Source organism: Microcystis flos-aquae FACHB-1344 (assembly GCF_014698375.1).
GTDB classification, from domain to species: Bacteria; Cyanobacteriota; Cyanobacteriia; order Cyanobacteriales; family Microcystaceae; genus Microcystis; species Microcystis aeruginosa.
The window spans coordinates 34,616-57,320 of sequence record NZ_JACJSW010000209.1 but is presented as its reverse complement, the minus strand read 5'-3'; the positions used below and the strand labels follow the sequence as shown (position 1 = coordinate 57,320).

The following is a 22,705-nucleotide window of genomic DNA, read 5'->3' as shown; positions in this document are numbered from 1 at the left end:
AAGACTTTGCTGTGAAATTAGCAAGGTGCGTAGTTCACTCTAGCGATGTGATAGCCTACGAGGATTTAAGAGTTAAGAACTTAGTCAAGAATCATTGTCTAGCTAAATCGATAAATGATGCGGCCTGGTATCAGTTTCGGGAATGGATAGAGTATTTTGGGGTTAAATTCGGCAAGATAACGATTGCTGTCTCACCGAATTATACAAGCCAAAACTGTTCAAACTGTGGTGAAACTGTCAAAAAATCTTTATCGACTAGAACCCATCAGTGCAAATGTGGATGTGTTTTGGATAGGGATGAAAACGCCGCAATCAACATCCTTAAAAGGGGACTAAGTACGGTAGGGCATACCGGAACCTTTGGGCTCGATCCAATAAACGCTTGGGGAGAGAATACCTCTACTTTTTCAGAAGCAATTCTGTTTAAGCAAGTAATCTCTGTGAACCAAGAATCCCCGTCTCTTTAGAGCGGGGAGTGTCAAAACAGGTTTGGCAAAATACTTCCCTAACTATTCCCCAATCTTTCCCCGATTTAAAATGATTTCCGGTCTTAATTATCTGAGCAAAGCTAGTTATCGCTGTATCTTGAGTTTAGGCAGTGCCGGCAGTATTTTAAGTCTCGCTAGTGCCAGCAGCATTTTAAGTCTGGTTAGTATCGGCAGTATGCTCAGTATTGGCAGTGTCGGCAGTATTCTCAGTATTGGCAGTGTTGGCAGTATTCTTAGTATTGGCAGTGTCGGCAGTATCTTTGGCATTTTTCAATATCATTCTCTGCCTAACTATCCAGAGTAGTTCATTAGAACTAATCCTCACCGCTTCTTTACTGTGGGGCGATCGCTTTTTATGCAAACAAAATAGAAAGGTTATTAATCGGATTAAGGGATTTATGAGGCTGCGGCAAAACTAACACGACGATAAATTTCTAGCAAGGGAAGTTCAACGTTTAAACTCTCCAGAGGGATTATTTGACTAAGTTGATCGTAGGTTTGTAGTTGCCAGCGATCGCTCTGTGCGAGTCTGAAATATTGCTCAATGTAGGGTTCAGTTTGACTAACGAGCAGGTATTCACAAAAACTTGGCAGGGAACGATATTTTCTAAATTTATCACCTCGATCATATGCTTCCGTGGCGGGGGAAAGCACCTCTACAATAAATAAAGGATTAAGAATTTCGTCTTTGCGATCGCCGTTAAATTCCGGTTCATGGTTAACAACCATGAGATCGGTATAGGTTCCACAATTATATTCAGGAATCCACACCCGCAGATCGCTGTTGTACAGGCGAAAATCCCTATCTCTTAATAAAAATCCCAAAAAAACCGAGATATTGATCGCGATTGCGCTGTGGGTTGCGGTTCCTCCAGGCATAAGAATCATTTCTCCATGGCAATATTCATAACGTTCCTGAGAAGTTTCAGCGATCGCCCGATATGCTTCCAAAGTGACAGGGGTTTTGGTGACTGTCGCAATAGTTGGTTTTTCTTGAGCGATAATCATCTTTGTCTTTCTCCGATATTCTATTAATTAATTTTATGGTTATTTTTTAGGGATTGTGGGGAAGCGATCGCTTTTTATCAAAATAGAATTAGAACGGCGATCGCAGTTTTTCTGAGGTGAGAGAGAAAAATTTTTTAAGAGCGAACTATCGTTAATTTGATTGTATGTATTATAATTGAGTCGTTAAATTTAACCAAAATACTATACTGTCCTCATCGAGGTTATTGTTTATGAAATCAGAGTATGATCTCGCTAATATGAAAAGTCGTCCTAATCCTTTTGCTCAACAACTCAAGCGGCAGGTCACTTTACCTTTAAGGATTGATGTCATTGATTTCTTTGAAAAAAAAGCAAAAGAAAAAGGAATTTCTTATCAGGAATTAATTGATTTATATCTTCAGGATTGTGTGACAAACGACCGAGAACTCACTTTTTAGCGATCGCTTTTTATGAAAACAAAATAGAAAAAGCGATCGCATTGTGAGCATCAGTTAATAAAACAATAAAGTTCGGGGTCAGGTATTCAGGTTTGCTAATTGTTCCTGAATATTAGCTTCAGTAGAGAGTTTTTCGGATTTTTCCCATAGATCCTTGAAGATACTTTTATCTGTCTCGACAACTCTTGTTTGATAGGAAATATAACCTGATTCTGTTTGACCATTCATAGTTCTTCTCGCTGTAAAAGAATTTCTGGGAACAGATAAGTTTTCGCTAATCAATAGGTTGGTATCATCCCAACGATAGCCTTCAACATCTTTGGCTTTTTCCTGACAAATACAAGCAACTTCTATGCCAGAGTTAAGTTGTTCCTGAATCACCTGTAAATGCTTTGGAGTCGGAACTTCAGGAAGAATAAAGACTCGTTGAATAGAAATCCCTCTTTTGATTAGTTCTTGGTTAACTTCCCAGAATTTTTGACCGGGAGGATTATCCCACCAGATGGAATCTGTCATGGAGTGAACAGCCAAGATTCGAGATTGACTTTTAGGATCAATGTGTTTGAGTAGTTGAGCAACCTTTTCTAAACGGGATTCGCCAATAATTTCAATGTTAATTTCAGGCATAATTGTGTTAGTCAAAATTGTGCCATCAAGGAGGGTTAGATTATTTTCATCTAATTTAACATCGGTCAAGTTAGCTCCCGTTAAATTAGCTTTGCTCAAATTGGCATGACTTAAATCGGCTCCTGTTAAATCAGCATTAGTTAAATTAACCCCCGAAAGATTAGCCTTACTGAAGTTACATCCCATCAATTTTGCATCGGAAAGATTGGCCTCACCATCCATTAAATTGACTTGGCTGAAATTCAGTCCATGAAAATCTCGTCGGCCAATTTTGTACAAATATGTCAATTCTTTTGTGCTATGAATATCGGGGTGATATTCATCGGGTGCATAAACGGCAATCATCGCTTTGACGTAGGCGAAAAAATAAGCCTTGAGAATATTTTCATGGGTGTGGATGGTAATAACTTCTTTACCATCATACTCGACCATCACCTTGACAGTTACGTCTCCTTGTTGACCTTCTTTTAAGTTGGCCAAATAGACAGATTTAAGGTGATGTTTAATTTCAACTAAATGAGCTATAGCCTCATTAAAAGCAGTAAAAAGTGCATCTACTGAACCTTTTTTAAAGGCTGATTCAGTGTAACGCTCTTGGGTTTTTGTATTACATAGAATAACTGTCGCAGCAGTTAAATTGTTATTAGCACAAAGAATTTCAAAGTTCTCAATTTTCCAGCCTTGAAAAAGCAAAAGATTATCTTCAAAGAATAAGTTTTGTTGAGGCTCGTTTTCTAAAAGCTGGTTGAGTTTTACTTTTTCATTTTCCATTGCCGCTTTACCGAGATTTTTGAGAGTTCTTTCGATAGATGCCGGCGAGGTATCTTCCCCTAAAAACTGTAAGAATAAGGAAGGAGAACCCACAAAAGGATACCCACTGGCAATGAATTCTCGATCTCTGATGGTGATAATACCTGCTAGGCTATACTTTCTGGCAATCTCAACTTGAATTGCCGTTTTTAAGTTAACGTTGGGATATTTTTCTAGGTCAATGTCTTTCAAGTTAACTTGGCCGACGTTAATCTTACTCAGAAGTTCAATGATCGAACGATTGGCATATTCTTGAGATTTCAGATTTTTGATATTATGCCAAATTTTGATTAATCCTATTTCGCCGATGTAAGGATTAATTTTTCCCTCTAAAACAAGTCCCATAACCCTAGTAGCTTCCCTGTTAAGAGTCGTCTTATTTCGTAATAAAAACTCTTCAATTAGATCAGCATCAATTAAGACTTTTGGAGCTTGAGAATTGTTATCTTTTGATTGGAATACCTCTAAGTTATCCAGAAAAAAATCAATATTTATACTAGGATGATCAGTCACTTTACGCAAACTAAGCTTAATTTCGTACTGCACAAAATCATCAGATTCTTTTTCTAGATTATTTCTCAAATCCCAAAGTTTTTTAATCACTTGAGGCTCAGGATATTCTCCTAATTTTCTTATGATTTCAGCACGGTGATCGCTGTCCTGTTCATTTTTTAGGTTCTTCGGCAGGTAGTATGCTAGGGACTGTTTGATTATCCTGAAACCCTTACGCATCAAGTCTGGTATTTGTGATAGCATAACAAGTACCGAAAAACCCTTTTTTAAAGGTTTTTTAATCACTTGAGGCTCAGGATATTCTCCTGATTTCCTTCTGATTTCAGCAGGGATATCGCTGTCTAGTTGAGCTAACAGATCATTAATAATGTCAGCACGGGGACTGGCCGATGTTGTTGCCTCACACAATAACTCTGTGTTTTCCATTTTTAAATTAATCTCCTTGATTGGTGGTATTCTGATCAACAATAATTGGGTCCGAAGCAGAAGGCTCCTCTAATTGCGAATTTTCATCGTAGCGTGTTGGCAAAACTTCCACTGATTCATCATCATTAATGTCAGGAAGATAGCCCTTGTTAAAGAGAATCCTTCTTAGGGAAGTAATTCCCAGACGATCACTTTCATGTAAATCAAGGAAAGGTTTAAGATTGTCTCCTATATATCTGTTGAAATCTCCGTTTAGATTTTTGCCGCTGCTATGATTGAACATTTCAGCCAAATCATCAGCGGAATAAAGCCCTGTAGCCGCCAGATAGAACATAATTTTGTATTTTTCAGATAGGGGTTCGATTTCTGCCAATAAAGCTTCTAGTTTGGGTATATCCAAACCACAGTTTCTTGCCTGCTTTTGGGCATCACACAGTGATGGTGCCATAGAAGTCTCTCTCCTTCGGTTGGGGTGATCCTCGATCTTAAGGTAATCAACATAGCTGTATTTGTAGTCACCGATACTTTTTCAAAGTGTATTGCAATAATAACCGGAGAGTTATATTGCTTCTGAGATAGTTCCATAAAACCAAAAGAGAAATCAACCAACAATTATTGCAAGACCCAAAATCTGGTAGGGGTTTAGTTTCCAAATCCAGAAACTGCAAGGCTTGGCGACCAATCCCCTCCTTAATTTTGGCAAGACCTTAATCAGACGATCCTTATATCGCCAATTCTCGACACGGAATTCTATCCTCCCGAATCATCGTAGCCATCTCATAGGTAAAAATATCTAAGTGTCCCCCTTCAGGAGCCTCAAAGCAAAAATCTTCGCCCACGTCAACGACTTGCTCCCGCCATTTTACTATCAAGTCAAAGTTATTTTTGAGAATAGCCATTTTTCCCGTGTCGTTTACATATACACAGTTGATAATTGCTTGATTAACAGTTGCATTCGACATACCATTCCGCTCCATTTCTGCAATACGGGATGAACCTTATGTATGTACGATAATTCAAAATTCTGGAATTGAAAACCAATAATTATTGCAAAGTTAAACCAACAATTGTTGCATCTTTAAATCTCAAATATTATGCAACTTTTGTAGGTTGATATCCAATAATTTACTTGTACAATGAGGGACAAACTTGAAATAAGAGGAGGCCAGTATGTCGCCGAGTCAAAAAGTTAAATTTCTCCTAATATCTTCCACTCTTGTCGTTCAATTGACTGCCCCTCCAATGGTTGCCATCCCCTACACAACCTCAGCGTGGCTAATCACGGAACTGTTGCCAAGAAAAAATTGATGAGCCTAGATTACTAAAGCTACAATCTGGTAAGCATTTGGTTTCCAAAACTATAAAATTAAAAGCCAATAATTATTGCAAGCTCAAGCCAACAATTGTTGCATCTTTAAACCAATAATTATTGCAAAAAATGATATATTTCTCTACAAAAAAAACAACAATAATTGGTTGAGTTATTTATTGAGAGCGTTGAAAATAATATAAAAAGGTGGTATTGCTACCACCCATCAAACTAAGTTTTTGTGATTTTTATGTTACTACAAAATTGTTCATCTTCGGATACTCGTGAACAAATTCACGAAAAGACTGGGTTTCTGCCAGAATCTTGGGTTACTTGGTTAGTCGCTAAACCTCGCACAGGACAAGCGACACGCCGAAAAACAGCAGGGGAAGAAATCTCTCTAACCTTTTTACTTTTTGCCTTTGGTCTTCTCATCAGCAATTATGCCTTTGTAGATAACGCCCACCTGTGGGCAATTCCCATTAGTCAAGTCTGTTTGCTCTCATCTTTACGGATGCAACGGCTAACCATTATGCACGCTTGCTCTCATAATGCTGTTTTTGCCAATCCTTTTTGGAATGAAGTGTTAGGGGAATTCATTTCAATTCTTACTCTCTCCATGCCTTTTAATAGTTACAAGAAAAAGCATTGCGAAACTCACCATTCCAAAGGATTAATGCGCCCCGGTGATGAAACCTTTGAGTTTTTTTACAAAGCGGGTTTCCGTCCAGAGATGAGTCCGCAGCAAGCATCGCAACACTTAACTAAGCTTATTTTTTCTGCGACTTTCCACTGCCGTCAATTTGGCGATCGCCTAAAAGGGACGTTTTCTTCAACGGACGCAAAACACAACTGGCTGGCTGTCGGTTTTTGGCTCTCGATTTTAAGTTTAGTGATCATTACCCATACTTGGGCCGGGTTTTTATTAGTGTTTGTTCCGACTCTGAGCGTGTTTTTCGAGATCAGTAGCGTACTACGCCAGTGTGTAGAACATAGATTTGCTAAGAAAACTGGCGAAATGACCTCTGCTATTTTTTGTTGCGAAGAGCCGGCTGTTTTCAATGATTTTGACCCCTTTTGGGTCAAATTTTGGGGAGAAACCCGTTGGTGGCTCCGGCTGTTTTTCTACCATTTACCCGTGCGACTGCTGATCCTGACGGGCGATAGTCCAGTACATGACTACCACCACCGACGACCGGCAAGCGATTGGGTAAATGCCCACAGCGATCGCCAAGCGGAAGTAGAAGCGGGTGTTTATTATTCCCACTCCTGGGGATTAGTAGAAGCCATCAACAAAACCTTTGAATCTTTAAGCAAAATGCCACCCCACTAAATTGAGGCTTGAGGGAGATAGTTACAAATGGCTTATCTCCCCAATTTTTTTTGGTTGACATTATCGGTAAGCGTCATTATCTCCGTTGCAACAATTGTTGGCTACAAATGGAGATCGGGATTATAATAAGAATTGTTGGTTGTTAAGAACTAAATTTCTTATTAGCTTAAAAATGTTAGAATCCATACAAAAAACACAATCTCCTTTAGCTTTGGCCTCTGCGTTGGAGGCTGCCATTAAACGAGGCGAAGAAGCGAAGAAGCGGTTCCTATCTAAGCAAGGCGGAACCTTAACCAGCGCTGAGGTTTGTCGTGTTTTAGCCTGTAGTTCTTTGGAATTAGAAACTATGAGGCTCAATCATCGGGTCTTAGGTTTATCTGTCAACGAGGAATTAGTTTATCCCGCTTGGCAATTTGTTGATGGCAAAGTTTTGTCAGGTTTAGACCAAGTGTTAGCCGTTTTAAAAGAAGACGGTGCTTGGACACAAATGCTCTTTCTGCTCACGGGTGATATTCGTTTAGAGGGAGCAACCCCGCTAGAAAAACTCCAAAAGGGAGAAATCGAGCCAGTGGTTTTGGCCGCTAAGTGCTACGGGAGTCATAGCGCGGCGTAATGGGTTTGCCTCCTTCTGTTTGTGGGTTAGTACGTTTGAGAATTAGTTCACCAATTTTATCTTGAATGTCGGGGTGAAGACCGTTCGGCTGATCTCACGGCCGAAGCCCTCGCTTTTAGCGACGGGATGAAACCCCGACCAGTATAAAACAGCACTTCGACAAGCTCAGTGACACGAAGCACGACATTTCGACACATTTCGACAGGCTCAATGTAAAGGCTCAATGTAAAAGCTCAGTGTTTACAAAATCTTGACAATTTGTGCTATACAAGTTAGAATAAAATAAGTTGTTTGAGGTCGATAAACAATGATTGTCTTAGAAATGAAAGCCGTGGTCAAACCAAGTCAGTGTTCTGCCATTGATGAAGCTATTCGTACAGTACAATTCATCCGTAATAAGGCTTTAAGGCTTTGGATGGATGCCAAGAGAGAAGACAAAATCGATAAATATTCTCTCAATAAATATTGTGCGGTTCTTGCCAAACAGTTCAAGTTTGTCGATACTCTAAATTCTACTGCTAGACAAGCATCGGCAGAACGAGCTTGGTCAGCTATTGCCCGTTTCTATGATAATTGTAAGAAAAAGGTTAAAGGTAAAAAGGGTTATCCCAAGTTTCAGAAAAATAATCGTTCTGTGGAATATAAAAACTCCGGATGGAAACTATCGGAGGATAGAAAGAAAATCACTTTCACAGATAAGAAAAACATTGGCACGGTTAAACTAAAAGGAACTAGAAACCTAAACTTTTACCCTATTGACCAAATTAAACGAGTTAGGATTGTTAAACGAGCGGATGGTTATTATGTCCAATTCTGTCTTAGCGTTGATATTCGGGAATATGCTAAACCCCTAGAACCAACAAAAAGATGTGTGGGATTGGATGTAGGTTTAAAAGTTTTCTACGCTAACAGTGATGGGGAAACGGTAGAGATACCGCAATACTATCGCAAGGCAGAAAAAAGATTAAATCGACTGAATCGGAAGAAATCTAAAAAGTTTAGAAAAGGTCAACCCCAATCAAACAACTACCAAAAAGCTAGAAAGAGATATGCTAGAAAGCATTTAAGAGTAAGCAGGCAACGTAAAGGCTTTGTCGAAAAAGAGGCATTGCGCGTCATTAAATCTAACGATTTCATCGCCTACGAAAACTTAAATATTCAAAGCATGGTAAAAAACTCTAAACTTGCTAAATCTATTAATGATGTGGCTTGGTCTATTTTTCGACAATGGTTAGAATATTTTGGTTTTAAATATGGTAAGGCTACGGTAGCAGTAGCCCCCCATAACACGAGTCAAAATTGTTCTAATTGTGGTCAAAAAGTCCCTAAATCTCTATCTACGAGAACCCATACTTGTCCCCATTGTGGTTATGTAGAAGATAGAGACATTAACGCCGCTATCAACATTCTCAAAAAGGGACTAAGTACGGTGGGACACACCGAAACTAATACGCTTGGGGAGAGATTCCCTCTGGCGAATGCTGGATACGTCCTGCCAGATTAAGGAAACTCAGTGAACCAAGAATCCCTCGCTTTTAGCGATGGGAGTGTCAAAAAAAATAATATCTCCTGCAAGAATCAAAAATCTTCAGTAGCAGACAAAAGATAAGAGATAAGGGACTTGCGTAGGAATAATATCCCAGCCAGAAAATCGCTCTGTAGAAGAACCAGACCAGCCAGATGGCACATTATCAAAGCGCAAGTCCCTAACACCTCGAAGGCTCTCCCCCTACTTAGGGTGATCAGCAAACCTGATCGATCGGAGGGCGCAAGCATTGCGCCCCTACAGTAACGGATTTTGTCCACAATGTAGGGGCGAACTGCGTTCGCCCAAAAGGTACATTATCAAAGCGCAAGTCCCTAACTATCCTATTCATAAAACCTAAAATTATGTCGAATTTATCCGGGGTTTTAGATATTTTCACCCCATAGCGGCTCGATAACTTACTTTTGCAGGAGATCACTGATCCTCTTGCCCTATTTTGGTAAAATCAACTATAATGGGGAGAAGTTAATCTTTGCCAAGCTTGAGCAGAGTTAAACTAATCCCTCAGTGAGCAAGCAATTGAATCCTATGCTTAAAATTGCCCTTTTTGGAACCAGTGCCGATCCTCCTACTGCCGGTCATCAAGCCATACTAAAATGGTTATCGGAACAGTACGATATCGTTGCGGTTTGGGCTGCCGATAATCCCTTTAAAAATCATCAAACCAGTCTCGAACATCGTCTGAGGATGTTAAATTTGCTCATCCGGGATATTCAACCCCCAAGGGATAATATACAACTGCGACGAGAATTAAGCGATCGACGGAGCTTAATTAGTGTGGAAAAAGCGCAAGCAATTTGGGGAGAACAGGAGGAATATACCCTAGTCATTGGTTCTGATTTAGCTGGACAAATTAGGCACTGGTATCGTAGCCAAGAATTACTAGAAAAAGTCAAAATTCTCGTGATTCCTCGTCCAGGCTATCCTATTAACCAAGATGATATTGAACAACTGCAAACATTAGGGGGTGATTGTCTAATTGCCGATGTCTTTGCTCCGGCTGTATCCTCAACAGATTATCGAGAAAAAGGCGATAAACAGGCTGTTCCCGCACCGATTAAAGATTATATCGAAGGTCAAAAACTTTACGCATGAAACCGCAAAAGACCCTAGCTAATAAATCTCTAGCTGATTTTAAAGTGGGAGTTGATAACGTGATCTTTTCCGTTGATACCCAATTAAATCGGCTGCTAGTGCTTCTGATTAAAAGACGGGAAGAACCCTTTAGTAATTACTGGAGTTTACCCGGGACTTTAGTGAGAAATGGGGAATCACTGGAAACGGCAGCCTATCGAATTTTAGCCGAGAAAATTAGCGTCAATAATCTCTATCTGGAACAGTTATATACTTTTGGCAGTCCAGAGGGAGATACCCCAGCAGCGGCCGCGAGTTTTGCGGTACGTTATCTATCGGTGAGTTACTTCGCTTTAGTGCGGTTTGAAGAAGCAAAATTAATCACTGAACAGGATCATAATATCACTTGGTATATGATTGATAAAGTGCCAGATTTAGCCTTTAATCACGGTCAAATTTTGGAATATGGCTGGCGAAGATTACGCAATAAAGTAGAATATAGTCCCGTCGCTTTTGAGGTTTTACCAGAATTATTTACTTTAAATGATCTTTATCAATTTTATGAGACAATTTTAGGTAAAAATTTTAGTGATTATTCTAACTTCAGAAATCGGCTATTGAAATTAGGATTTCTCAAGGATATGGGTTTAAAAGTCTCTCGTGGTGCCGGTCGTCCGGCTAGTTTATATCGCTTTGATGAAAAAGCTTTTGCTCCCTTTAAAGAGCAACCGTTAGTTTTTGTTTAAATAGGAAAAAATATGAGAATTGCTATCGCTCAATTAAATCCCATTGTTGGAGATATCGAAGGAAATGCTCAAAGAATTTTAGAGGCTGCTCAAACGGCATTTAATCAGGGAGCAGAATTACTTTTAACCCCGGAATTATCCCTCTGTGGTTATCCCCCCAGAGACTTGTTATTAAATCTGGGTTTTGTCGAGAAAATGTCTCGACAATTGCAATTATTGTCCCAACAATTACCAGAAAAATTAGCCGTCTTAGTCGGGTTTGTCGAAAAAAATCCCTCGGCAACGGTCAGGGGAGAAAAGCCGTTATTTAATAGCATAGCTTTGTTAAAAAGTCAAGAGATTAAACAAATTTTTACTAAACGTTTATTGCCTACCTACGATGTTTTTGATGAGGATCGTTACTTTGCTTCCGGGAAAGAAAGTCAATATTTTCAACTAACAGAAAATAATGTAAAAATCGGTGTAACTATCTGTGAAGATGTTTGGAATGATGAACAATTTTGGGGTCAGCGTCAATACGCGGTTAATCCCATCGCCGATTTAGCTAGTTTAGGAGTCGATTTAATCGTTAATCTTTCCGCTTCTCCCTACAGTGTCGGTAAGCAAAAATTGCGAGAATCTTTATTATCCCATAGTGCCACTAGATATAATTTACCGATAGTTTATGTCAATCAAGTGGGAGGTAATGATGATTTAATTTTTGATGGTGACAGCGTGGCTTTTAACAGACAAGGAGAAGTGATTTATCGCGCCCAAGCATTTACTTCTAGCCTAGAATTGATCGAGTTTAATCAAGATTTGTTACCCGCAGTTATTCATCCTTTACCTGTCGATGAAGATGAGGAAATTTATCGAGCTTTAGTCTTAGGAGTGCGAGATTATGTGCAGAAATGCGGTTTTAAACGGGTAATTTTCGGCTTGAGTGGTGGCATTGATTCCAGTTTAGTTGCCGCTATTGCCAGCGACGCATTAGGTAAAGAAAATGTTCTCGCTGTGATGATGCCTTCTCCCTATAGTTCCGACCATTCCATTAGCGATGCAGTGGCTTTAGTTAATAATTTAGGTATCAAAAGTGAGAAGTTAGCAATTCAAGAAATTATGACCGCTTATGATCAACTTTTAGAGCGGCTTTTCGCTGGGACTGATTTCGGTATTGCCGAAGAAAATCTTCAGTCACGCATTCGCGGTAATTTATTAATGGCTCTCTCTAATAAATTCGGTCATTTACTATTATCCACTGGCAATAAATCAGAAATGGCGGTGGGATATTGCACCCTTTACGGTGATATGAATGGTGGTTTAGCAGTGATTGCTGATGTGCCGAAAACCAGGGTTTATTCCCTCTGTCGCTGGTTAAATCGGCACGGGGAAATTATTCCCCTTAATGTGATTAATAAAGCTCCTAGTGCTGAATTAAAACCCAATCAGAAGGATCAAGATTCTTTACCTCCCTACGAGATTTTAGATGCTATTTTAGCACTATTAATCGATCGCCATCAATCCGCCGAACAAATTATCGCCGCCGGCTTTGAGGCAGAAATTGTGCAGAAAGTGATTAAATTAGTTAAAAATGCCGAATTTAAGCGCAAACAAGCCCCCCCGGGACTAAAAATTAGCGATCGCGCTTTTGGCACTGGTTGGCGAATGCCTATCGCTAGTCGCTGGGGTTAGGGGGTTTTTCAGTTATCAGTTATCAGTATTAAATAGCAGTTTTCTACGGGTGTATCTCGTTTTTGTAAATCTACGAAGTTGGGATTTTTAAGGGGAAACTCTCTTTTAAAATTGGGCGTTACTTTCGATTTTATCACTCAATCCAAGCTTTTGGGGGGTTCTACCCCCCAAACCCCCCGTTGGGGGCGTGGCGCCGCCCCCAAACCCCGGAGCGCATTAGTTTTTCGGTGGGATGCTTACACGCGATTGTTCATATTTTTGTACTAATTTAAGAGTCACTGATAATTGCTGATTGTCGGTATTTCTGCAAATGTGAGATGCACCCGTTTGCCACTGTCTTTTCACTGATTACTGATTACTGATTACTGTTTACTGTTCACTGAAAGGGGTATTCGTGAGAGAGGAAGGGTAAAGAGATTAATTCTCCCGTTGCCTCGCCGATTTGTACTTTCAAACCCTCTCCTCCCGCTTTTGTTTTCACATAACCCAAGCCAAAATCCTCCAGCACACTGGTGAGTAAACCGACTTTTTGCGCTTCTAAAATAATCGGGGTATTGCTGGGGACGGGTTGGCTGAGTTTTATGCCCCAAAGTCTTTGTTTTACGCCTTTATAGGTGTTGAGACGGGCGATAGTTTCTTGACCAATATAACAACCCTTATCAAAAACGATCGCTCGCCATAAACCGGCCTCTAAAGGGTTATAATCTTCCGTTAATTCTCGATCGACTGCCGGTCGGCCCTGATGGATTCTCAGGTATTCCCACACCTGTTCATCGGCGGGAGTAACGCCATTTTTAATTAAATTTTCCCAGAGGGGACCGGCTTCGGCGGCGGCAACGATTAAAGTATATCCGGGTAGGTCTAAGCCGGTGCCGACGGCCACTCTCAGGGCGGGTTCAGAAAGGAGATAATGACTATGCTGCACCCCCGTTAAAATCTGCTCTGGAATGGCGATTTTTTGCAGGTATTGCCCGCTTTCAGTACCAATTAGGGTGAAAATGGCAAAATTATCGGTTAAGTCGCTAATTTCCACCTTATCGAAGGGGAAAATATAGCGATCGATCAATTCCAGTAAAAATTGACGACGTTGGGGAGAAACGAGGATGAGGAGGGAATCATCGCCAGCGTAAACTGTGACAAAATCGAGGGTACGACCGGTAGAGTTAAGGAAAATTGTCTCACAACCCTGACCCGGTTTCAGGCGATCGATCGCGTTACTGGTTTGATTGTGGAGAAAACGCAGTCGGTCCTGGCCTTTTAATTCTAATAAACCCCAATCGGAGCGATCGATTAAAATTGTTTGGGATGCTAAACTTTGGGGATCATTACTGTAATTTTTCAGAAAATTAGCGGCATACTCTGCCTTGATCGTGTCTAAATCTGCTTTCATTGGGGTAAATTAGCGAATAATTGCTTAATAATGCGCTCGGTTTTCGTTTCCAAACTCTGCCAATCTAGTTCACCGGTGGGATCGAGGAGACTGGTATCGATGGTGACGCTCTCTCCCTCATCGGTGGGATAATCGAGAAAACAGACTTGAAAACAAAGTTCCCAAATATTTACAGTAACGGAGCGATCGAGATAAGTCAAACAGAGCAGATAACTGGGATAGGGATCTTGAATTTCTGTATAAGTTCCTTTCCAGAGGGAATTTTCTAACTGTTTACGCAGATTATCCAGCACCCGAATAAATGCCGGCTGCATTAATAATTGTGCCTGTTCCCAAGCGGTAATATCTTTAAATTTTGGATTCATCTTATCAGTTATCAGTTATCAGTTATCAGTAAACAGTAAACTGATAACTGATAACTGATTTAGGCTGTTACGAGGGTTGCTTCCTTAGCTGCCATCATTTTCATCAGGTCTAACATCCGGCAGGAGTAACCCCATTCGTTATCGTACCAAGAGACGACCTTAAAGAAATTGGCATTAAGTTGAATGCCAGCTTTAGCATCAAAGATACTGGAACGGGGGTCAGTGATAAAGTCACTCGATACCACTTCCTCATCGGTATAACCGAGGATACCTTTCATCGGACCTTCGCTGGCGGCTTTCATAGCGGCGCAGATTTCCTCGTAACTGGTGGCTTTTTCGGTTTTAAAGGTTAAATCCACCGCCGAAACGTTGGGAGTTGGCACACGGAAGGCCATACCGGTTAATTTGCCTTTTAGGGAAGGAATAACTAGGGTTACTGCTTTGGCTGCTCCCGTGGAGGAGGGGATAATATTTTGACCGGCGCCGCGACCACCGCGCCAATCTTTTTTCGATGGACCATCCACGGTGGGTTGAGTGGCGGTCATCGAGTGTACCGTGGTCATTAATCCTTCCGCTAGTCCGAAGTTATCGTTAATAACTTTGGTGATCGGGGCTAAACAATTGGTGGTACAACTAGCGTTAGAGACGATCAGATCCTTAGCGGGATCGTACTCATTATCGTTAACGCCTAGTACAATGGTACGAATTTTGTCGGGATCTTTGGTGGGTGCGGAGATAACCACCCGTTTGGCCCCGGCTTCCAGGTGTTTTCCTGCCCCTTCCGCGGTGGTAAATAAACCAGTGGACTCGACCACATAATCGGCCCCAGTTGCACCCCAGGGCAGTTGAGCAGGGTCTTTAATCGAGTAACAGGGGATAAACTTACCATCCACGACGATGCCATCTTCTTTCGCTTCTACCGTACCCTGAAAACGTCCGTGGGTGGAGTCGTATTTGAGCAGATAGGCAATATTATCGGGGGGGACGAGATCATTGATACCAACAAACTCGAAATCAGGATTTTGGATACCCGCCCTAAAAACGAGGCGACCGATACGACCAAATCCGTTGATAGCGACTCTTACTTTTGTCATGAAAAAAACTCCTTTGCAGCTGCGATAAGCTTAGGCACGATCAAGAAACAATAATTTGAGAATTGATTGGCCTCTAGAGAATCACTATATATGCTAATCAGCTTTTGTTGCTCGCTAGATGAAGTATAGAAAGATTTTAAGTTTCAGTGCTTCAAAAGCTATCCTAGTAGTCCTCACCACTGGCATCGAGAAGGCCTAATTAGGCTCTTCCCGACAAACTAGGGTGTAACCCTATAGTATTTTGGGAAAAGCTGACATTAAAAAATAATTAAAATTTTTCTGAGAATTATTGTTACCTAAGTTAAGAAGATATTAATTTTCCTTTAAAAGCGATTTAAAAACGCCGCCCGACTGACATAAATTCCCCTGGCTGGATTGGCAAAATATAGTTTATTTTAATAGTTTTTTACCCTCCGAAAGGTTAGACTCTTGATTACAGTTTGAAAACCGACCGAGGGTTAACCCTCTCGATAATCTGGAGAAATTGTCTATCAACTCTCTTAATCTCATCGTTCATAGATATCGGAGAAATATTCATGGTATCCGCACCAGAAAGACCCTTAACAGAGCAAAATCCCCTTTCTCAAGACGAACTCTACAAAACCCATGCCTATTGGCGCGCTTGTAACTATTTAGCTGTAGGTATGATTTATCTGCGCGATAATCCCCTGCTCAAAGAACATCTTAAACCCGAACACGTTAAGTATCGTTTGCTCGGTCACTGGGGAGCAAGTCCGGCCTTAAGTTTTACCTACGTTCACCTCAACCGTTTAATCAAAAAATACGACCTCGATATGATTTTTATGGCCGGTCCTGGCCATGGGGCGCCGGGGGTACTAGGTCCAGTTTATCTAGAAGGAACCTATTCGGAAATATACCCCGATAAAAGTGAAGACGAGGAAGGATTACAAAAATTCTTTAAACAATTTTCTTTTCCCGGTCACATCGGTAGTCATGTCACCCCCGAAACCCCCGGTTCTATCCATGAGGGCGGCGAACTAGGTTATAGTGTTTCCCATGCCTACGGTTCTGTTTTTGACAATCCCGACCTAATTACGGCCGTGGTGGTGGGTGATGGGGAAGCTGAAACCGGTCCCCTTGCTACCGCATGGCACTCGAATAAATTCCTTAACCCGATTCGCGATGGTGCGGTACTGCCAATTTTAAACTTAAACGGTTATAAAATCGCTAATCCCACCATTCTCTCCCGTATTTCGACGCACGAGTTAGAAAGTCTCTTTGTCGGTTACGGTTACACTCCCTACATCGTCGAATGTAAGGAAGATGAAGACCTCATGCACTGCCATCAAAAAATGGCCGCTACCCTAGAACACTGTATCAATCAGATTCGCTCCTATCAACAGGAAGCTCGCAGCACGGGAGTTGCTAAACGTTACCCCTGGCCGATGATTATCCTCCGGTCTCCCAAGGGTTGGACAGGTCCGAAAAAGGTTGATGGTCATAAAGTAGAAGGATTCTGGCGCGCTCACCAAGTCCCCATGGGTGCCATGCAGGAAAACCCCGAACACTTGAGAAAATTAGAGGAGTGGATGAAAAGCTATAACCCGGAGGAATTATTTGACTATACCACGGGTAAATTTAAGCCAGAATTTAAAGAACTCGCTCCTAGGGGTCATCGTCGCATGAGTGCTAATCCGCACGCTAACGGCGGATTGCTGCGGAAAGACCTAAAAATGCCCGATTTTCGTCAGTATGCCGTAGATGTCACCCACCCGGGCCAGGTGGAAGCGGAAAACACGGGAGTGATGGGGGTATTTTTGCGGGATGTAATGCGAAATAATATGACTAATTTTCGCGTTTTTGGTCCCGATGAAACTGCTTCTAATCGTTTAGCGGCTCTCTATGAAGTGACTAAAAAAGCTTGGTTAGCCGATACCTATCCGGAGGATTTAGATGGTAGCCAATTATCTCCCGATGGTCGGGTGATGGAGATGCTGAGTGAACATACTTTAGTCGGTTGGTTAGAGGGTTATTTATTATCCGGTCGTCACGGTTTATTTCACTCCTACGAGGCTTTTGCTCACGTTATCGATTCCATGTTCAACCAACACGCTAAATGGCTCGATATCTGCAAAAATCATGTACCTTGGCGCGCTTCTGTTTCCTCTTGGAATCTGTTGTTATCCTCGGTGGTTTGGCGGCAGGATCACAATGGTTTTAGTCACCAAGACCCCGGTTTTATCGATTTAGTAACCAATAAAAGTGCCGACGTGGTGCGGGTTTATCTTCCCCCCGATGGTAACTGTTTATTAAGTGTGGCTAATCACTGTCTCAAGAGCAAGGATTACACTAATATTATCGTTGCTGATAAACAGAAACACCTGCAATACTTGACCATTGAAGAAGCAATTAAACACTGCACCAAAGGTATCGGTATTTGGGATTGGGCAAGTAACGATGATGACGGAATCAATCCCGATGAACCGGATGTAATTATGGCTTGCTGTGGGGATATTATCACTAAGGAATCCCTGGCAGCAACGGCAATTCTGCGGGAAGAATTCCCTTACTTAAAAGTTCGCTTTATCAACGTGGTTGATCTGTTTAAATTACAGTCGGAAAGTGAACACCCCCACGGTTTATCAGAACGGGATTTTGATAGTTTATTTACCCCTGATAAGCCAATTATCTTTAATTTTCACGGTTATCCTTGGCTGATTCATAAACTGACCTACCGTCGCAGTAATCAGGAACGTATTCATGTGCGCGGTTACAAAGAAGAAGGGAATATTAATACTCCCCTAGAATTAGCGATTCGTAACCAAGTTGATCGTTTTCATTTAGTAATTGATGTCATTGATCGCGTGCCAAAATTAGGTTCTGCTGCTGGTCATGTGAAAGAACGGATGAAAAATGCTATTATCGATAATCTCGATTATGCTTTTACCAATGGCATCGATAAGGACGAGATTACTAACTGGAAATGGCCCTATTAATTAGGCTAGAAAGTGGTTTAGGTGATGATAATTTATTAGTTTACCGATAAATTTCATCTTCCTATTCCACCTAAAAAATATTCTTGATTTTCTACAGGGTGAGAGTATCTCAAAAGCTATTGACAATTGGTCAATCAGGTGCAAGATTTTGAGAGAATCTTCGTTCAAAACCTTGCGTCTTCATCGGCCCGCGTCCTGTAGGGGCGAAGCATTCGGACAATAACCTATCGGTGAAAAGGTAGATTTTCTATCCGAATGCTTCGCCCGTACTTATTCAGCAAACCCTAATTAGATTTAATTTACTAAGCCAATTAAAATCATCAATATTGCGAGTTACAATTGTTAAATTATAAACGAAAGCTGTTCCCGCAATAATGGCATCTCATAAGGACATCTTTCTGATTTGTTTTAAAGTTACTGCTTGGTTAATTACAGGTTGAGAGATGGGTAAAATTTGAGAAGCATTAAAAAATTCTTCAAAATAGACTTTATCCTGATGAGTTAACCGATGGTAGCCTAAAACTTCCAGATAGGATAAAGCAGATACATAAGGAGAATTTTCTGCAATAAACTCCCGGAGAAACTCATTTTCCAATTGAGCGGCATAGATAATAATATTACTATCTAATAACATGATTTAATCCCGATCAGGAAGAGAGCGATCGCACCGATTTTGTTGTTGCCACTGTTGGGTATCAACATCAGTAAAAGTATTATTATTAGCAATTTTTTTCAAAGCATTGGCCATTTTTTGACCGTTAGATCGATTTTCACCAATAATATTTTCTTCTAGTAAGGTAATATAAACATTAACAGGATATTCGGAGTTGATTTCAGGGGTTTCATCAAGCCATTGAAGGGTATTATTTTTCAAAATTGCTTTAAAGGTTTTTACCATAGTTTTCTCCGCCGTTAAATGATACAGGATAAATGATTCAGACTAGCCCTAACCCAATTTTAACACAAGACCAACCCAACAAACTCCCCTGAACTCAATCTTTTAAATTAACGTCTTTGGATCATTTCATAATCAAAAGTTCATTACCAGAGTGAAAAAATTAGGCAAAATGGTGATAGTCACTTTACCTGTTTTTAAGGCAGGCTAATTTATCGACGATGACTGGGTGAAAATTAATCATTAAATCAATTTATAACAAGCAATCGAGGGTTTTACTCTTGTGTTAATGTACCTTAAAAAAGTAGCTATCACTTTATTTTAGCTTTTGGAAATAAAATTAAGATAAAGCGTACTAGAATAGATAATTTCTTCGTTTGAAAAAACGCATTCAATCATCTATTTTAATAAATGTTCTATTTCTTCATCTGTAAAACCAAATTGTCTAAAAATTCGTAAAACATAAGCAGGGGACATTTCTTTTGCACCTATATCAATAGGAACGATTCGACGTTGATTATACAATACTCTACAATATAAACGAGGATCACCTTTTCCTTCTCGATAAAATTGACAGCCTCCTTTTTCAAGAATTTTGATTAGTGCTTTGGGTTTAAGAGAAGGAATATTTTTAGGCATAAACTTTTCTGAGTTCGTAAGTTTCGGGAGTTTCAGAATCTCCCACAGTTAAAAACTCATGAAGTTCGTCTATAGGAATAGGACTGGTATAGATATTGGCTTGATCACGATAAATATCCCCAAAAGATTCAATTGCTTCTTTTAGTTTCTCCATAGCTTTTTCCTGAGTTTCTCCTTGTCCAACTAATCCATTTTCAAGACATAATGAAACCCAATAATCTGCACTTTTTCTCAGAATAACGGTATAAAAGTTCATGGTGATTGTTCCGTTGAAATTTTAATCGGGGATTAGAATTTACTCCAGCTTAATTTTAACACAAAACCAACCAAACAAACTCCCCTGAACTCAATCTTTTCAATTAACGTCTTTGGGTCATTTCATCAATAGACAATAAATAAAGTGCATTATACTTTGTTAATGCACCCGCTCAGAAAAGCGATCGCTTAGGATAATATATGATTATGCAATTACTAAAACGGACTCGGTAGAATTTCGCTAAATCTCTTAATAGCTTGTTTATGTTTTAAAATAAGACTGATTAGATGATGAGTGGTACAATTTCCAATCCTCAGCCCGATGAACTTTGGAGGTTGGCCATACAACAAACTTCGTTGATAAAAATCAGAATCTTTCAAGACAATTATCAATCCATTGATAGGCGCATATTCCCAAATCCTTTGATCGGGAAACCCTTTTAGGCTACAATCTCTAACATGAGCGCTATCGGGAAAATGTGATACCAGTAACAGAGGTAGTTTAGGTGATAAGTTTTCGTCAAATAGCAGTTTCATAGGGAATAACCATTAAACGACGATCCCGCTCGGCGGCAAATGCAAAACTGGCTTGTATATCTTCTAAGGTAAGATCGGGGAAATCATCTAATATTTCTTCAATAGTCATCCCTCCTCCTAGATAATCAAAAATATCTGCTACTGCAATACGAGTATTGACAATGCAAGGTTTGCCACTGCGAATGTCTGGGTTAATCACAATCCGATCTCGATATTTAGCTGCAAAAGACATAGTAATAATTGTTGTTGACTAATGATTATTATAGCTTAATGTTAATTGTACTTTAAGCTTGATAAATCTTAAAACCAAAGCCCTCGACTTTTAGGTTTCAAAAATTCTATTATCAATAAGCTGCATTACACTACCTTAATCCACTCTAAAAGAGCGGCGATCGCACTGATGTGGCCTTACTGGGGAAAAAATGGTATGATAATAACAATTTATTAATATTATTGCCAAGTAATTATGTCATCTTTAGTTATCTCACAACATATTGAAATCACTCCTGGTATCTGTGGCGGAAAACCTCGTATTGCTGGACATCGAATTAAAGTTCAAGATATTGTAATTTGGCATGAAAGAATGGGAATGTCACCAGATGAAATTATTTATCATCATCCTACTATCACCCTAGCAGATGTTTATGCAGCCTTGGTCTATTACCATGACAATCGAGAAGAAATTAGACGACAACTTGAAGCAGGAGAAACTTTTGCTAAACAACTACAAGGCAACAAACCATCTTTAATTGAGAAAATATTAAATTGACGAGCTAAAATCGTTATGAAAAAACTTAGAGTTTATATCGATACATCAGTCATTGGATTCTGTTTAGATGATGAATTTTCCTTAGAGTCCAATCAATTGATGGAAGCCATTAAGCAAGAAAAGTTTATTTTGTTAATGAGTGATATCATTGTTAGCGAATTAATTAATGCCTCCCAAGCGGTTAAAGATATTTTATTATCGATTCCGCAGAGAGTTATTGAAATAGTTAAGATAACACCTGAAGTTTTACAGTTAAGGGATGCTTATATCAATGAAGGAGTTGTTACATCAAAGTCTATTAATGATGCTACTCATGTAGCGGCTGCTACAATAGCTAGAGCGGATGCAATCATATCATGGAATTTTAAACATATTGTGCGCCTAGATAAAATGAAAGGCTATAATCAAATTAATTTACTCAATGGCTACGGGATTTTGACTATTATTTCTCCTTTAGAGGTAACAATTGATGAAGCCAACGACAATTTAAAAAAGTTTTGACTGTTTAGCTTTTAAACAAACCAGTCAAGAAAAAATGGCTGAAGACATGAAAAATCTCAGCTATTCAGATCAGATTGAATATCTTCAAAAAAAGATTAATGAAAGTGATTTAAAGTTATGGTGGGAATCCATCAATAGACAATAAATAAGGCGCATTATACTTTGTTAATGCACCCGAAAAAATAAGCGTGCTGCTACGCAGTGCCTTCAGTATCACACTCAGTCTCCAAAAATGCTCTCAAATATCTCACGCTTGACTCTAAAGTTAATTTCTCTAAGTCTTTGATAAAAACTCTCCAAATTTTCAATTTCTATCTTTCCTTCTTTGAGAAGTTTACGAATAATCGCTAAAGTTCCTTTAACATTTAAGCCTAAGTGTAGTGCTTCTTTTCTTGCTGCAAAGTCATCAAGGATGATATAATCAGTTTGTAATTCTATTCCTAAAGTAATGGCATCAGATTCACCTTTCCCTAAACGTTCATTTAAACTATTTGCTAGAGAGATTAATTTAATATTTAGGATAATTAATTTCTGTTGATTGATCAGCTTATTAAGAGTCTCTGAAGATTGATCTTGTTTGGCATTAATTTTTTGTTGTACGGTTGCAGGCAAATAAAAATTATCATTAGAATCTAGGAATTTTTCTAAAAATTCTAACTGAGACAAAAAGATTAAAGGGGAAGAATTGAAAACAATTTTCAT

The 22,705-nt window shown here is 39.7% G+C and carries 26 protein-coding genes; 12 read left to right on the top strand and 14 right to left on the bottom strand.

The window, feature by feature from the left end; translation table 11 throughout:
• Both H6G48_RS21675 and H6G48_RS21670 read left to right on the top strand, forming a co-directional pair.
• Window positions 1–467, top strand: a 467-nt coding sequence (locus tag H6G48_RS21675) for an RNA-guided endonuclease InsQ/TnpB family protein (protein ID WP_190723154.1), incomplete at its 5' end; no start/stop codon positions are given.
• A gap of 70 nt (window positions 468–537) precedes the next feature.
• Window positions 538–792: a hypothetical protein gene (locus H6G48_RS21670; RefSeq protein ID WP_002776534.1), complete on the top strand. Its 255-nt coding sequence runs from the start codon at window positions 538–540 to the stop codon at window positions 790–792.
• A gap of 92 nt (window positions 793–884) precedes the next feature.
• On the opposite strand, the gene H6G48_RS21665 is transcribed toward H6G48_RS21670, so the two are convergent.
• Window positions 885–1,496: a Uma2 family endonuclease gene (locus H6G48_RS21665; protein ID WP_190723153.1), complete on the bottom strand. Its 612-nt coding sequence runs from the start codon at window positions 1,494–1,496 to the stop codon at window positions 885–887.
• 230 nt (window positions 1,497–1,726) lie between these two features.
• Here H6G48_RS21665 and H6G48_RS21660 point away from each other — a divergent pair, with 230 nt between their 5' ends.
• On the top strand, window positions 1,727–1,933 hold the full coding sequence (locus H6G48_RS21660; RefSeq protein ID WP_002750139.1) for a UPF0223 family protein: 207 nt from the start codon (window positions 1,727–1,729) through the stop codon (window positions 1,931–1,933).
• Between the two features lie 78 nt (window positions 1,934–2,011).
• Here the strand turns inward: H6G48_RS21660 and H6G48_RS21655 are convergent, their stop codons facing one another.
• From H6G48_RS21655 to H6G48_RS21645, 3 genes are all read right to left on the bottom strand, one after another.
• On the bottom strand, window positions 2,012–4,309 hold the full coding sequence (locus H6G48_RS21655) for a pentapeptide repeat-containing protein (protein WP_423202555.1): 2,298 nt from the start codon (window positions 4,307–4,309) through the stop codon (window positions 2,012–2,014).
• Window positions 4,310–4,316: 7 nt separating this feature from the next.
• Window positions 4,317–4,757, bottom strand: coding sequence for a hypothetical protein (locus H6G48_RS21650; RefSeq protein WP_190723152.1), 441 nt, complete (start codon window positions 4,755–4,757; stop codon window positions 4,317–4,319).
• A gap of 274 nt (window positions 4,758–5,031) precedes the next feature.
• Window positions 5,032–5,271, bottom strand: a complete 240-nt coding sequence (locus H6G48_RS21645; protein ID WP_190723151.1) for a DUF1830 domain-containing protein — start codon at window positions 5,269–5,271, stop codon at window positions 5,032–5,034.
• A 597-nt stretch (window positions 5,272–5,868) separates the two neighbouring features.
• Here H6G48_RS21645 and H6G48_RS21640 point away from each other — a divergent pair.
• The 6 genes from H6G48_RS21640 to H6G48_RS21615 all read left to right on the top strand — a co-directional run bounded on the left by H6G48_RS21640 (window position 5,869) and on the right by H6G48_RS21615 (window position 12,601).
• Window positions 5,869–6,951 (top strand): fatty acid desaturase, encoded by a 1,083-nt coding sequence (locus H6G48_RS21640; protein ID WP_190723150.1) that lies wholly within the window; start codon window positions 5,869–5,871, stop codon window positions 6,949–6,951.
• 172 nt (window positions 6,952–7,123) lie between these two features.
• Window positions 7,124–7,564 carry a hypothetical protein gene (locus tag H6G48_RS21635; protein ID WP_190723149.1) on the top strand — a complete coding sequence of 147 codons (441 nt, stop codon included), beginning with the start codon at window positions 7,124–7,126 and terminating at the stop codon, window positions 7,562–7,564.
• A gap of 307 nt (window positions 7,565–7,871) precedes the next feature.
• Window positions 7,872–9,068: an RNA-guided endonuclease InsQ/TnpB family protein gene (locus tag H6G48_RS21630; RefSeq protein WP_190723148.1), complete on the top strand. Its 1,197-nt coding sequence runs from the start codon at window positions 7,872–7,874 to the stop codon at window positions 9,066–9,068.
• Between the two features lie 570 nt (window positions 9,069–9,638).
• Window positions 9,639–10,205, top strand: a complete 567-nt coding sequence (locus H6G48_RS21625; protein ID WP_002743664.1) for a nicotinate-nucleotide adenylyltransferase — start codon at window positions 9,639–9,641, stop codon at window positions 10,203–10,205.
• Window positions 10,202–10,930: an NUDIX hydrolase gene (locus H6G48_RS21620; RefSeq protein ID WP_190723147.1), complete on the top strand. Its 729-nt coding sequence runs from the start codon at window positions 10,202–10,204 to the stop codon at window positions 10,928–10,930. Before H6G48_RS21625 ends, H6G48_RS21620 begins: the two co-directional genes overlap by 4 nt.
• A 12-nt stretch (window positions 10,931–10,942) precedes the next feature.
• A complete protein-coding gene (locus H6G48_RS21615; protein WP_190723146.1) occupies window positions 10,943–12,601 on the top strand; it encodes an NAD+ synthase in 1,659 nt (552 codons plus the stop codon).
• A gap of 376 nt (window positions 12,602–12,977) precedes the next feature.
• Here H6G48_RS21615 and ygfZ read toward each other — a convergent pair whose 3' ends face one another.
• From ygfZ to gap, 3 genes are read right to left on the bottom strand one after another with little or no spacing between them, the layout of a single operon-like run.
• A complete protein-coding gene (gene ygfZ / locus H6G48_RS21610; protein ID WP_190723145.1) occupies window positions 12,978–13,991 on the bottom strand; it encodes a CAF17-like 4Fe-4S cluster assembly/insertion protein YgfZ in 1,014 nt (337 codons plus the stop codon).
• Window positions 13,988–14,356, bottom strand: coding sequence for a hypothetical protein (locus H6G48_RS21605; RefSeq protein WP_002743680.1), 369 nt, complete (start codon window positions 14,354–14,356; stop codon window positions 13,988–13,990). The genes ygfZ and H6G48_RS21605 overlap by 4 nt, the downstream gene beginning before the upstream one ends.
• Window positions 14,357–14,415: 59 nt before the next feature.
• A complete protein-coding gene (gene gap / locus H6G48_RS21600; protein WP_002793129.1) occupies window positions 14,416–15,450 on the bottom strand; it encodes a type I glyceraldehyde-3-phosphate dehydrogenase in 1,035 nt (344 codons plus the stop codon).
• 536 nt (window positions 15,451–15,986) lie between these two features.
• Between gap and H6G48_RS21595 the strand changes: the two genes are divergently transcribed.
• Window positions 15,987–18,407: a phosphoketolase family protein gene (locus tag H6G48_RS21595; protein ID WP_190723144.1), complete on the top strand. Its 2,421-nt coding sequence runs from the start codon at window positions 15,987–15,989 to the stop codon at window positions 18,405–18,407.
• 382 nt (window positions 18,408–18,789) lie between these two features.
• Here H6G48_RS21595 and H6G48_RS21590 read toward each other — a convergent pair whose 3' ends face one another.
• From H6G48_RS21590 to H6G48_RS21565, 6 genes are all read right to left on the bottom strand, one after another.
• Window positions 18,790–19,041 (bottom strand): PIN domain-containing protein, encoded by a 252-nt coding sequence (locus H6G48_RS21590; protein ID WP_002757304.1) that lies wholly within the window; start codon window positions 19,039–19,041, stop codon window positions 18,790–18,792.
• A gap of 3 nt (window positions 19,042–19,044) precedes the next feature.
• Window positions 19,045–19,305 carry a hypothetical protein gene (locus tag H6G48_RS21585; RefSeq protein ID WP_002757302.1) on the bottom strand — a complete coding sequence of 87 codons (261 nt, stop codon included), beginning with the start codon at window positions 19,303–19,305 and terminating at the stop codon, window positions 19,045–19,047.
• A gap of 396 nt (window positions 19,306–19,701) precedes the next feature.
• Complete coding sequence (locus H6G48_RS21580) at window positions 19,702–19,941, bottom strand: type II toxin-antitoxin system HicA family toxin (RefSeq protein ID WP_002735907.1); 240 nt, start codon at window positions 19,939–19,941, stop codon at window positions 19,702–19,704.
• Entirely contained in the window at window positions 19,934–20,197 is a 264-nt protein-coding gene (locus H6G48_RS21575) for a type II toxin-antitoxin system HicB family antitoxin (RefSeq protein WP_147072162.1), read from the bottom strand. Before H6G48_RS21575 ends, H6G48_RS21580 begins: the two co-directional genes overlap by 8 nt.
• 215 nt (window positions 20,198–20,412) lie before the next feature.
• Window positions 20,413–20,733: a DUF5615 family PIN-like protein gene (locus tag H6G48_RS21570; RefSeq protein ID WP_190723143.1), complete on the bottom strand. Its 321-nt coding sequence runs from the start codon at window positions 20,731–20,733 to the stop codon at window positions 20,413–20,415.
• Window positions 20,717–20,965, bottom strand: coding sequence for a DUF433 domain-containing protein (locus H6G48_RS21565; RefSeq protein WP_190723142.1), 249 nt, complete (start codon window positions 20,963–20,965; stop codon window positions 20,717–20,719). The genes H6G48_RS21570 and H6G48_RS21565 overlap by 17 nt, the downstream gene beginning before the upstream one ends.
• A 234-nt stretch (window positions 20,966–21,199) precedes the next feature.
• Between H6G48_RS21565 and H6G48_RS21560 the strand changes: the two genes are divergently transcribed.
• The gene (locus H6G48_RS21560; protein ID WP_106909767.1) at window positions 21,200–21,502 is read left to right on the top strand and encodes a DUF433 domain-containing protein; all 303 of its coding nucleotides are present in this window, start codon (window positions 21,200–21,202) and stop codon (window positions 21,500–21,502) included.
• A gap of 15 nt (window positions 21,503–21,517) precedes the next feature.
• On the top strand, window positions 21,518–22,003 hold the full coding sequence (locus tag H6G48_RS21555; protein WP_190723141.1) for a PIN domain-containing protein: 486 nt from the start codon (window positions 21,518–21,520) through the stop codon (window positions 22,001–22,003).
• A gap of 219 nt (window positions 22,004–22,222) precedes the next feature.
• On the opposite strand, the gene H6G48_RS21550 is transcribed toward H6G48_RS21555, so the two are convergent.
• Entirely contained in the window at window positions 22,223–22,705 is a 483-nt protein-coding gene (locus H6G48_RS21550) for a PIN domain-containing protein (RefSeq protein WP_242034726.1), read from the bottom strand.